This window comes from Brachybacterium sp. AOP25-B2-12, from assembly GCF_052378625.1.
In the GTDB taxonomy this organism is placed as follows: domain Bacteria; phylum Actinomycetota; class Actinomycetes; order Actinomycetales; family Dermabacteraceae; genus Brachybacterium.
On record NZ_JBQSXW010000028.1, the window covers coordinates 1 to 10,949 of the forward strand.

At 73.2% G+C, this 10,949-nt stretch carries 10 protein-coding genes; 2 read left to right on the forward strand and 8 right to left on the reverse strand.

Annotated features, from left to right (window positions below):
- Positions 1–69: 69 nt before the first annotated feature.
- From ACT3TZ_RS14265 to ACT3TZ_RS14295, 7 genes are all read right to left on the reverse strand, one after another.
- Positions 70–1,497, reverse strand: coding sequence for an HtaA domain-containing protein (locus ACT3TZ_RS14265; RefSeq protein WP_444584099.1), 1,428 nt, complete (start codon positions 1,495–1,497; stop codon positions 70–72).
- Between the two features lie 230 nt (positions 1,498–1,727).
- Positions 1,728–3,509 carry a hypothetical protein gene (locus tag ACT3TZ_RS14270; protein ID WP_444584115.1) on the reverse strand — a complete coding sequence of 594 codons (1,782 nt, stop codon included), beginning with the start codon at positions 3,507–3,509 and terminating at the stop codon, positions 1,728–1,730.
- Positions 3,506–5,344 carry a hypothetical protein gene (locus ACT3TZ_RS14275; protein WP_444584100.1) on the reverse strand — a complete coding sequence of 613 codons (1,839 nt, stop codon included), beginning with the start codon at positions 5,342–5,344 and terminating at the stop codon, positions 3,506–3,508. The genes ACT3TZ_RS14270 and ACT3TZ_RS14275 overlap by 4 nt, the downstream gene beginning before the upstream one ends.
- Positions 5,341–6,282 (reverse strand): heme ABC transporter ATP-binding protein, encoded by a 942-nt coding sequence (locus ACT3TZ_RS14280; protein ID WP_444584101.1) that lies wholly within the window; start codon positions 6,280–6,282, stop codon positions 5,341–5,343. The genes ACT3TZ_RS14275 and ACT3TZ_RS14280 overlap by 4 nt, the downstream gene beginning before the upstream one ends.
- A complete protein-coding gene (locus tag ACT3TZ_RS14285; RefSeq protein WP_444584102.1) occupies positions 6,279–7,124 on the reverse strand; it encodes a FecCD family ABC transporter permease in 846 nt (281 codons plus the stop codon). Before ACT3TZ_RS14285 ends, ACT3TZ_RS14280 begins: the two co-directional genes overlap by 4 nt.
- Positions 7,103–7,402 carry a hypothetical protein gene (locus ACT3TZ_RS14290; protein WP_444584103.1) on the reverse strand — a complete coding sequence of 100 codons (300 nt, stop codon included), beginning with the start codon at positions 7,400–7,402 and terminating at the stop codon, positions 7,103–7,105. The genes ACT3TZ_RS14285 and ACT3TZ_RS14290 overlap by 22 nt, the downstream gene beginning before the upstream one ends.
- The gene (locus tag ACT3TZ_RS14295) at positions 7,399–8,544 is read right to left on the reverse strand and encodes a heme/hemin ABC transporter substrate-binding protein (protein ID WP_444584104.1); all 1,146 of its coding nucleotides are present in this window, start codon (positions 8,542–8,544) and stop codon (positions 7,399–7,401) included. Before ACT3TZ_RS14295 ends, ACT3TZ_RS14290 begins: the two co-directional genes overlap by 4 nt.
- Before the next feature lie 269 nt (positions 8,545–8,813).
- On the opposite strand from ACT3TZ_RS14295, the gene ACT3TZ_RS14300 reads away from it, so the two are divergent.
- Positions 8,814–9,602 (forward strand): biliverdin-producing heme oxygenase, encoded by a 789-nt coding sequence (locus tag ACT3TZ_RS14300; protein WP_444584105.1) that lies wholly within the window; start codon positions 8,814–8,816, stop codon positions 9,600–9,602.
- Between the two features lie 140 nt (positions 9,603–9,742).
- On the opposite strand, the gene ACT3TZ_RS14305 is transcribed toward ACT3TZ_RS14300, so the two are convergent.
- Entirely contained in the window at positions 9,743–10,276 is a 534-nt protein-coding gene (locus ACT3TZ_RS14305) for a YqeB family protein (protein ID WP_444584106.1), read from the reverse strand.
- A 60-nt stretch (positions 10,277–10,336) separates the two neighbouring features.
- Here ACT3TZ_RS14305 and ACT3TZ_RS14310 point away from each other — a divergent pair, with 60 nt between their 5' ends.
- Complete coding sequence (locus ACT3TZ_RS14310; RefSeq protein ID WP_444584107.1) at positions 10,337–10,885, forward strand: TetR/AcrR family transcriptional regulator; 549 nt, start codon at positions 10,337–10,339, stop codon at positions 10,883–10,885.
- Positions 10,886–10,949: the final 64 nt, after the last annotated feature.

Genomic DNA, 10,949 nt, shown 5'->3' on the forward strand with positions numbered 1-10,949 from the left:
CGGGGGGGTGGGGGCGGGGGGCCGGGGCGGGGGCCGGCCCCCGCCGCGGTGATCATCGGACGGGTGATGTCACCGGATGGTGGTGATGGTGACCGTGGACGTGTACGCCCCGGCCTTGGCCGTCCTGGGTGCCTGCAGGACCAGCTCGGCGTCGGCCGTCAGCTCACCGGGGGTGTGCCCCTCGGTGGCCTGGACCAGCGTCGCGGCGCTCGCCAGACCCGGCTTGTTCGCCTCGACAGCGCCGCCCGCGGTGGCGCCGGTGATGGTGCCCGAGGCCTTCGGGGTCCAGCCCAGGGCCTCGCCGCCGAAGGTGTCGGTGCCGTTGGAGAACGTCGAGGCCTGGGCCGACACCGTGAACGCGTTCTTCGTGGTGTGCGTGTCCTTGACCGTCACGGTCGGCAGCGTGCCCGTGGCCGAGAACCCGGCCGCGTTCTGCGTGGCCGTCCCCAGGTCGGCGGAGGTTCCGGCGATCGTCACCGTGAACTCGGGCTTCGGATCCGTGGGATCGGTGGGATCGGTCGGATCCGTCGGGTTCGTGGTCGCCTCGGGGACCTTCACGCCGACCTCGACCGAGCCGTCCTCCGGCTCCTCGACGGGGGTCTCCTCCTCCGGGGCCTTCGCGGTCCAGGAGAACCCGACCTTGTCGGCCGGCTTCGCGGCATCGCGGGCTCCGCCGGAGGTGTACCAGTACGAGGACTGGCCCGTCTGGATCTGGAAGGTCACGAAGTCCGCGGGGAAGGAGCCCCAGCCGGCCGTGCTCGTGTCCTGAGCGCTCATGCCGCCCTTGTCGTCGATCGTCACGCCGGCGTAGTCCGGGGTCGCGGTGAAGCCGCCGTCGACCACCGTGGCGTCGGAGAACGTCGCGAGGGTGATCTCGGTGTCGGGGAGCTCGACCCACTTGGTGGTGTCGAACATGTCGGCGCCGTAGCCGCTGCCCGTGGCCTTCAGGGTGCCCGTGCCGTTCTCGATGACCAGGTGCGGGTCCGAGAGGCTCCAGTAGGTCATGCCGCCGTAGAAGACGACCGTGGCGTCGCCGTCCCAGGTGATGTCGGCGGTGTTCGCGGCGGCGTCGACGGTGCCCGTGCCCCGGGCGAAGTTGACCTGGTTCTTCGTGCTCGAGGCGGTGTTGCCGGCGGCGACGGCCTTGCCGCCGGCGTCCTGGCACTTCGTGGCCCAGGTGGGCTGGACCTGCTGGCCGGTGCTGTCGGGCTTGGTGACCGTGACGTTCCCGGCCTCCGTCGCGTAGAAGCTGTCGGCCTGCGTCCACAGGCGGCTGGATCCGGTGTCCCCGGCGAGACCGGCGGTCAGGAAGTTGCAGCCGCCGAAGAAGGCGCCGACGCCGGTCTCGTTGTTGAACGTCCAGGAGAACGCCGCGTCGTCGATCGTGGTCTCTGCGGCGTGGGCGCTCGTGGCGGTGGCCACGAGGCCGCCGGCGGCCAGGATCGCGGCGCCGGACAGCGCGACCGCGAACCGTCGCAGGACAGGGAGTGTGTGCATGGTGGTGTCTTTCTCGTGAGGTCGGTGCCGACCGGGGCCGGACCGGGCAGCGGGTCGACGAGCGTCGGCCCAGCGGGGGAGCAGCGTCGTCGGCCGAGAGAGACCGACCCCGGCTGCTGCGGGGTCCTGGGAGGGGCGTGAGGTCGAGGTGTCGGTCCGGGTGGACGGGGGTGTCGGTCGGCGATGCGTCCGAGGGGCCGGGCACGCGGCCCGGTGCCGGTCGCCGGGGATCACGGGGAGCCCGTGGCGGTCACGGCGGAGCCGAGCCCGGGCAGGACGAGCCATCCCTTCTTCAGAGCCAGGCCCAGCGCGGTCGTCACCAGGGACAGGGCCGCGGTGGTCCCCAGCGCGCGCAACGGCGTCCCGAAGGCGGCATCGGCGGCGGCCGGGATCAGCGTCCCGCCGGCCCATCCCGGGGTGAGGAGCCCGTACTGGCCCTCGCCCTGGGTCGCGAGCTCGGTGGGGGTCACCGGGGCCGTGACGGGCGGGGCCGTCGGCAGGGCGGTCGCCGAGAGGGCGCGGGCGCCCGAGCTCGTCCGCACGGGCCCGCCGCCGGTGGCCGGCACGACGCCACCTCCGGTGCCGGAGGCCTCCGTCCCCGGGCCGGTGGAGGTGACTGCGGTCTGCGGGGCCGAGGCGTCCCAGCTCACGGTGAGCGGCAGGGGCGGCTTGGCCCGATCGCGCAGCCCGCCGGAGCTGTACCAGTAGGAGGACTGACCCGTCTCCACCTGGAAGGCGATGAAGTCCTGGGGGAACGCGCCCCAGTAGTCCCGGCTGCGGTCCTGGGCGTTCATGCCGCCGCTCGAGTCGACCGAGACCCCGTAGTAGTCCGGGGTGATGCTGATCCCGGTATCGCTGAGCTGGACCCCGCTGAGGTGCGCCAGGGTGACCGTGCGGCTGTTCAGGGCCACCCACCTGGTGGTGTCGAACATGTCTGCGCCGTAGCCGCCGACCGTCGCCGTGAGAGTCCCGGTGCCGTCGGAGTTCACGGTGAGCCGGGGGTCCTGGGCCCACCAGTAGGTCATCCCGCCGTAGAACGCGACGGTGAACGCGCCCTGCCACTGGACGGTCGCGGTCCCGGCCTGCGGATCGTAGGTACCCGAGCCGCCGTCGATGACGACCTCGGTGCGGGTGCCGACGGTGTCGGTCGTCGCGAGCGTCCGCCCCTCACCGTTCTTGCAGCGATCGGCCCAGCTCGGTGCGGTGCCGCCGCGGTCCAGGCGCACCGATCCCGCGGAGGTCCGATAGACGTTCGCGGCCTCGCCGTCCGTCCACACGTGGCTGGATCCCATGTCGGGCACGGCGCCTGCGACCAGGAAGTTGCACCCGCCGAAGAACGCGGCAGAGGTCGTCTCGTCATTCAGGCCCCAGCGCAGCTGGGCGTTGCCCAGGGTGCGCGGTCCGGCCGGTGTGCTGGAGGACGGCAGCCCTGCCGTGCCATCGGGACGGGAGGATCCGCCGGTCCCGTCGCCGTTGCCCCCACCGGTCCCACCGGGGGTCGGGGTGGTGCCGCCGTCGTGGCGGGCGCTCGCATCCCAGCTCACGGTCACGGGGTTGGGCGGCTTGGCCGCGTCCCGGGCGCCGCCGGAGGTGTACCAGTACGAGGACTGCCCGGTCTGGATCTGATAGGTCACGAAGTCGGAGGGGAACGAGCCCCAGCCGGCCTTGGTCGTGACCTGCGGGTTCATGCCGCCGGTCGTGTCGATCGTGACGCCCGCGAAGGCCGGGCGGGCGCTGAACCCGGTGGCATCGAGCGAGACCTCGTCGAACGTCGCCAGGGTGATCGTGGTCTCGGGGAGCTTCACCCACTTCGTGACGTCGAACATGTCGGCGCCGTAGCCGCTCGCGGTGGCAGTGAGCCTCCCTTCGCCGTGCTCGATCGTGAGCTGAGGGTTCGAGAAGCTCCAGTAGGTCATGCCGCCGTAGTAGACGACGGTCGCGCTGCCGTCCCAGGAGACGGACGCGGTCTGCTGCGCCAGGTCCACCTCGCCCGTGCCGCCGGAGAAGTTCACCTGGTTCTTCGTGGTCGACGCGGTGCTCGCGGCGGTGACGTTCGTGCCCGTCGCGTCCTGGCACTTGGTGGACCAGTCGGGCGTGACGGTCGGCTTCCCGTCCGTGCCGGGCTTGGAGATCGAGACGGCGCCGTCCTGCGTGCGGTAGAAGCCGTCCTGCTGGGTCCAGACCCGACTCCCGCCGGCGTCGCCGACGGTGCCCGCGACGAGGAAGTTGCAGCCGCCGAAGAACGCGCCGCCGCCGGTCTCGTCGTTGAAGGACCACTCCAGGACGGAGCTCGTGATGTCCATCGGCCCGGCGGAAGCAGGGGTGGACGACGGCGCGGGCGTCTGGGGGTCGGCGCTCGACGAGGGGATCTCGACCCCCACCTCGACGCCGCCCGACGGGGAGAGGTCTCCCCCTCGGCGTGGGCGGGCTGGGTGCCCAGGGGCGCGATGAGCGCGGAGGCGCCCACGAGAAGCCCCGCGAGGGCCAGGGCCGCACCCTGACGGGTGTGCCGTCCGCCCTGGACGGAGGAGGCCTCCGGGCCGGGGGCCTGTGCCCAGGCCGCCGGGACGTCGTTCTCTGGTGCGACCGCGGCGGCCTGGGCGGCGGCGCGCTCGGCCTGGGCCCGCTCGGCCGCGATGATCGCGGAGGCCGCCCTCTTCGCCGCGCGACGGCGGGCGGCGCGCCGGACCAGTGTCGTGATCCCGGCGACGAGCAGGATCAGCAGGACCACCGCGAACACGCCGAGCACGACGATCAGCACGATGTCCCACACCCCCAGCGGCTCCTGTGCGCCCTCGGCGCCGGCGGCGGTGAGGCTCTGGGCGGCGACGACGGTGAAGGTGACACGGGCGGTCTGCTGGGAGGCGGCGCCGGTCAGGGTGAGCACGTGCGTCCCGGCGCGCAGATCGGCGGCGATCGGGACGGACCCGGCGACGTCCCCGTACTGGCCCACGAGGTAGGGGCCGGCGGCGCTCGTCCCGTTGTCGAGGGTCCCCACCACCTGCTCCCCGGGCAGGAAGCCGTGGGCGGTGAAGCTCAGGGCGCCGCCCTGGGTGATGTCCTTGGTGACCAGGCCGATCTGGGCCTCGCCGAGCGTGGTGGGGTCGGCGGCGGGTGCCGCGGCACCGGCGGCCGGATCCGCGGCGGGCGTCGCGGCGGGATCGGCGCCCGCTGCGGGTGCGGCCGGTGCGGCGGTGGCCCCGGCGGCGGCCTCGGGCTGGTCGACCGGGGCCTGTTCGGGAGCGGCCGCTCCCGCGCCGCTCGCGAAGGTCACCGGGGTGAAGGTCTCGTTGTTGCCGTTCTTGACGCCGTGGGCGCCGATGGTGATGACACCGCACTGCACCTCTCGGCAGTCCACGCGATGGCTCTTCCCGTCGCGGTCCACGCTGTCGAACACGGGGCCGGGGATCGTGAGGGTCGTGGCCCAGGTGCCGTCGGCGGCCCCCTCGGTCTCCGAGCCCGGGAAGGACACGAACTTCTCGTAGCCCTGGTTGTCCTTGGTCTCGGCGTCGGGGACGTAGCGGTAGTCGGTGCCGGTGACGCCGCCCGCGGTGGGGCGCCACCCGTCGCGCACCCAGCCGAAGAGCACGTAGATCCCGCCGAATCCGCCCTGGATCGACTGGAAGCCGCTGCCGCGCAGGGACACCTTGGTGGGGCCGTCGGCGGAGACGGTGGTGCCGCCGAGCTCGGATTCGAGGGAGACCCGACCCGCGGCCTCAGCGCTCGGGGCCGCCGTGACCCACAGCGCGGCCAGCAGGCTCAGCGCCAGCAGCAGGGCACCGGCGGAGCGTGCACGAGGGCGGCGTCGCGTCGTGGCGAGGACGGGGAGGGAGGGCAGGGGATTCATGCGTGGGCCTCCAGAGGGGCCGGAGCGGGTGAGGCGGCAGGGGAGCGGCGGGGGACGACGAGGAGGTCGCCGCCGACGGGTTCGCGGATCACGAGGACGGGATGCTCGTAGACCTCGCCGAGGAGGTCTGCGTCCATGACCTCGGCGGGTGGTCCGTCGGCACGGATCCGGCCGGCGGACAGGAGCACGACGCGATCGGCGTACGCTGCGGCAAGCGACAGGTCGTGGACGATCACGAGGACCGTCGCGCCCTGGGCGGCGCGCTCGCGGGCCGCCGCGATCACGTGCTCCTGGTGGCGGATGTCCAGGGCGGCGGTGGGTTCGTCGAGCAGCAGGATCCCCGTCTCCTGGGCCAGGGAGCGGGCGAAGGTCACGCGGGCGCGCTCGCCGCCGGAGAGCACCGGGACCTGCTGATCGGCCAGCGCCTGGATCTCGCTGGTCCGCATGGCCTGGTCGATGACGGCGTCGTCGCGGTCCTCGTCGGGGGTGCCCGCCCACGGGGCGCGGCCCATCTCGACGGTGGCGCGGGCGGTGAAGGAGAACGACAGGCGGTTGTCCTGGAGCTGCACGGCGCGCAGGCGCGCGAGCTCTTTGGTGCGGACGGTCCGGACGGGGACGAGGGCGCCCTGGGACAGCACCCGCACGACACCCGCGGACGGCGCCAGGTCCCCGGCCAGGACCGAGAACAGGGTGGACTTCCCGGCGCCGTTGGGCCCCACGAGCACCGTCACCTCACCGGAGCGCAGGCTCAGGTCCAGGCCGTCGAGGATGGTGCGACCGCCCAGCTCGACGCGGATCCCCTCGCAGGACAGGGTGACGGACCCGGGGGTGCCAGGGTTCTCGATGGTGGCGGGCGTCCCGGTGCTGCCGGGGGTCTCGGTGGTTCCGGTGGTCCCGGTGTTCCCGCCGGTCCCCGTGGCCGTGGTGGCGCGGGTCATGACCAGCCCCCTGCGCCACGGCGCATGCGGCGGATCAGGTAGAAGAAGAACGGGCCGCCGATCAGCGAGGTGAGCAGGCCGATGGGGAGGTCGGCGTACGGCACGGCGGTGCGGGCGATGGTGTCGGCGTACAGCAGCAGCACGGCGCCGCACAGCGCGCTCGCGGGCAGCAGGATCCGGTGCCCGGGTCCGGCGATCATGCGGATCACGTGGGGCACCACGAGGCCCACGAAGGCGATGATGCCGGTGAAGGCGACGGCCGCGGAGGTGAGGATCGCGACCATCACGATCACGCCGATCCGCAGGCGCTCGACGTCGACCCCCAGGTGCCGGGCAGGCTTCTCGCCCAGGCTCAGGAGGTCCAGGGGGCGGGCCACCACGACGGTCAGCGCGAGGCACACCAGGATCACCGGGGCCGCGACGCCGACCTCCGCCCAGCGGCTCGCGTTGAGGCTGCCGAGCTGCCAGAACACGATCTCCTCGCGGGTCTGGTTGGTGCCCAGGAACGTCATGAGCGCCATCACGGCGCCTGCGACGGCATTGACGGCGATGCCGGTGAGCACGAGGGTCACCACCTCGGTGCGTCCGCCCTGGCGGGCCGTCGCGTAGACGACGGCCGTCGCGACGAGACCGCCGAGGAAGGCTCCGGCCACGAGCGTCCAGGAGCCCAGCACGGTCAGACCCAGGACGATGACGATGCAGGCCGCGGCCGCGGCGCCGGCGGAGACGCCGACGATCCCGGGCTCGGCCAGCGGGTTGCCGAACACGCCCTGCATGAGCGCGCCGCCGACGGCGAGCGCCGATCCCACGAGCAGCGCCATCACGACCCGCGGGAAGCGCACCGTCCACAGCGTCGCATCGCCAGCCGGGTCGCGTCGTCGAGGGGCTGGGCACCCGTGACCCTGCGCGCGATCGCGCCGATCACGTCCTGCGGGGCGATCGCGAACTGACCGCTGGCACCGGCCCACAGCACGCCGAGCACGAGCGCGACGAGGGCGACGGCGAACAGGAGCGGAGCGCGGAGGGCACGACGGTCCCCGACGGCCGGCGTCGGCGCCGGCGCGGTGACATCGCGGGCGGGGGCGGGGACGGCATCGGGCAGCCGCAGCGGCGCGGTCATGAGGCGGCCGCGGGGGTGGGCGCATAGATCGCGATGGCGAGGGCCTCGAGCACCCCGGCGGTGGTGGGGCCGAAGCTGAGGATGTCGGTGTCGGCCATGTCGACCACGCGGTGCTTCTGCCCCGCCGGGGTCAGGGCGATCGCCGGCTTGGACTCGAGCAGGCCCTCGACGCCGCCGCAGGACTCCAGGCCCTTGGTCATCATGAGCAGCAGGTCCGGCTTCGCATCGATGATCGCCTCGTCGGTCATCGGCTGCATGCCCTCCCAGCCGATCTCCCGCGCGACGTCGACGCCGCCGACCCCGCGGATCAGGTCGTCGGCCCCCGAGCCCTCGCCGAAGATGTAGTAGACGCCGCTCGTGCCGCGCGCGTAGAAGAAGAGCATCCGCAGCGGGGCGGCATCGGGCTTGGCCTTCTCGATCGTGGCGATCGTCGTGTCGATCTCCTGCCGGGTGCGGTCGGCCAGCTTCGCGCCGTCCTCGGGAAGCCCCACGGCGGCGGCGACCTCCTGGATGAGCCCCGGCGTGCCGTCGATCGAGCGATGGGAGTCGACGACGACCACGGGGATCCCGGCGTCGCGCATCTGCAGGATCACGTCCCACGGGCCCAGCGAGCTGTCGGTGATGATCAGCGACGGGTCCAGGGCCAGGATCGACTCGGCGTTGAGCTCGTGGCCGTTCTGGGTCACGAGCGGCTTGTCCTTGATCTGGTCGAAGCCCGAGGAGATGTCGCGGCCGATGACGCTGTCGCCCAGGCCCAGGTCGTAGACGATCCGGGAGCAGGAGCCGTAGAGGTCGATCGCGAGGATCCGGGACACGTCGGTGACGGTGACCTCGGTGCCCTGGGAGTCGGTGAGCGTCACGGGCAGCTGCGGGTGCGGGTCGTCGGTGATGGTGCGCACGCCGGACTCGGCGAGGACGGCGGTGCTCCGGCCCTCGAAGGACGCGGGGTCGGCGAGGACCTTCGCCTCGGCGAGGGTGGCGGGGCCGGAGGTGCCTACGCCGGCATCGGCACCGGTCAGCGAGCAGGCGGTGAGGGTGGGCAGGGCGCCCGCGGCGGCGAGGACGCCGAGCGCGAGGGTGCCGAGGCGGCGACGTCCGAAGGTCGGTGCGGGGGCATGGACGGGCCGGGACATGCTGGGCATCACGGATCTCCTGAGGAGGGAGGACCGCACGAGCGGGGCGACGCGACCAGGGTCCGGTATGGCTTTATATGATCGGAGTGTTGCATAATTCGGCAAGGTAAGGCAAACCTTGTGAGAGGTCGATCTCGAGGGGTCATCCGATCTCTCGGACCCCTTGCGCGGAGGCCGGGACTGCACCATGCTGAGCGCACCGATATGACGCGGCGTCAGTTCGTTGGATCCCCCGGATCCGGCCTGCGGCCCGCCCCCTCTCGAGCCGGGAGACCGCCATGAGCACCCTTGCCGCACCGCACGCCGCCGACGCCTCGGGCGCCCCTGCCGCCGCGCCCGATCCTGCCGACACGTCCGACCGGTCCGCAGGGTCCGGCGAGGTCGCCGTGTCCGACAGGCCTGTCGGATCGGACCCCGTCGCCACCTCCGGCGATGTCGCCGTGCCCTTCTCCGTCCGCATCCGCGAGGCCACCCGCGCCGAGCACGGGGCCGCGGAGTCGACCGGCTTCATCGCGCGCCTCATGGGCGGCGAGCTCTCCGAGGGCGACTACTGGCGGCTCATCGCCCAGTACCTGCCGGTGTACGAGGCCCTCGAGGCGCGCGTCGAGGAGCTCGCGGAGACCTCCCCGCTCGTCGCGTCCTTCCACGACCCGCGGCTCGCGCGCTCGACGGCCATCCGCCACGACCTCGCGACCCGCTTCGGCGACGATGCGGCGATCGAGGTGCCGCTGCCGATCACCGAGGACTACGCGCAGCGGATCCGACATGCCGACGCCCCGCGACTCCTGGCCCACCACTACCTGCGCTACCTCGGAGACCTCTCCGGGGGCCAGGCCATCGGCGCGCTCGTCGCCCGTCACTACGGGGTGCCGCGCGCCCAGCTGAGCATCTGGGACTTCTCCGAGATCGATGCCCCCAAGCGCGTCAAGGACGCCTACCGACTGCGCCTGGACTCGATCACCGACCCGGCCGACCAGGAGGCGTTCCTCGACGAGTCGCGCACCGGGTACCGGCTCGCCGGAGACCTCTTCTCCGCGCTCGGGGAGGCCGGTGGCGCCGCGCGCTGAGCAGGGGCTTCCCCCTTGGCGCCGAGCCGAGGTGCCCGACCGGGCACCGAGCAGGGCGCGACCGGCCCTGCATCGAACGCGCGGACGGCCGATCGGGCGTTCCGGCGACGGCGTGGCCGCGTCCTGCGGCGGTCGGGCCGTCAGTGCGCGCCCGACACCTGCCAGCCGTGCTTCTCCAGCCCCGCGACGATGCGGTCGGCCGAGAGGTCGAGCTCTGCCCGGATCAGGTCCGCGTCCCGCGCATCCCGCAGGGACAGCACGCAGCGTCCGAAGGAACGGGGCGTGACCTCGATCGCCGCGACCTGCGCGCGCACCCAGCGCGTCGTGTCCTTCTTCTGGCGGATCGAGATCGCGCGGTCGTCGACCGTCACCGTGGCGTCGTCCAGCAGGGCGATCCCGAGGACCAGGCCGGCCGCGGCGAGCACCCCCGTGATGGCCACGTGCATGAACCCGCCGCCGGACGTGGAGATGCGGGCGAAGGTCTCGACGGGGCCGGCGAAGGGCAGCCAGCTCCAGCCCTCCATGGCGCCGGCCAGTGCCGGTGCGAACCAGCCCAGGGCCGCCCCCGCGGCGAGGCCGAGCGCCCCGAGCAGCACGGCGTCGGCCGTCGTGCACCGGATGGTCGTCGAGGCGGCGTGTGCGCTGGAGGGCCAGGCGGGGGTGGGACTCGTCATGCCCATAGTGGAACACGAATGTTCCATCGTGGTCCAGGGGTGTTCCTCTAGAGTGTGGTGGTGTCCACCATCGACCGCACCCGCCAGGCGATCCTCGACGCCGCCGTGCGCGCCTTCGGCGAGGACCCCCGCGCGCCGCTCGCCGAGATCGCCGCCTCAGCGGGTGTGGGGCGCACCACGCTGCACCGCTACTTCGCCGATCGCGCCGGCCTCGTCGCGGCCGTCGACGACCTCGCGCGTGCTCGCTTCGCCGTGGCGGCGGAGGCCGCACGGCTCCAGGACGGGACGGGCTGGGAGGCCATCGCGCGGATGACCACGGAGTTCTTCGACCTGGGCGAGCTGCTGGCCCTCATCTTCGTGGACAGCCCCGTGATCGACCCCGACACCTGGGGGGAGGAGGGCACGGATCCGGGATTCTCCGCCGCGGTCGCCCGCGGGCATCGGGACGGCACGATCGACCCCGTGCTCGACGCCGCGTGGTGCGAGAGCACCGTGTGGATGCTCCTGTTCGCTGCCTGTCAGGCGCTCGCCACCGGGATGGGCAGGGCCGATGCCCGCGCGCTCCTGCTGCGGACCGTGCGCGGCGCCCTCGGGCCCAAGGCGGACTGACCCCCGAGCCCGGTCCCGGGCTCACGCGGCGAGGGCGCTCGGCGGCTCACGAGGGCCAGGGCGC

What these genes read in the sequence shown, in the direction of transcription:
- ACT3TZ_RS14265 (WP_444584099.1), bottom strand. Translation starts at nt 1,497, where the DNA reads ATGCACACACTCCCTGTCCTGCGACGGTTCGCGGTCGCGCTGTCCGGC.
- ACT3TZ_RS14275 (WP_444584100.1), bottom strand. Translation starts at nt 5,344, where the DNA reads ATGAATCCCCTGCCCTCCCTCCCCGTCCTCGCCACGACGCGACGCCGC.
- ACT3TZ_RS14280 (WP_444584101.1), bottom strand. Translation starts at nt 6,282, where the DNA reads ATGACCCGCGCCACCACGGCCACGGGGACCGGCGGGAACACCGGGACC.
- ACT3TZ_RS14290 (WP_444584103.1), bottom strand. Translation starts at nt 7,402, where the DNA reads ATGACCGCGCCGCTGCGGCTGCCCGATGCCGTCCCCGCCCCCGCCCGC.
- ACT3TZ_RS14295 (WP_444584104.1), bottom strand. Translation starts at nt 8,544, where the DNA reads ATGCCCAGCATGTCCCGGCCCGTCCATGCCCCCGCACCGACCTTCGGA.
- ACT3TZ_RS14300 (WP_444584105.1), top strand. Translation starts at nt 8,814, where the DNA reads ATGAGCACCCTTGCCGCACCGCACGCCGCCGACGCCTCGGGCGCCCCT.
- ACT3TZ_RS14305 (WP_444584106.1), bottom strand. Translation starts at nt 10,276, where the DNA reads ATGACGAGTCCCACCCCCGCCTGGCCCTCCAGCGCACACGCCGCCTCG.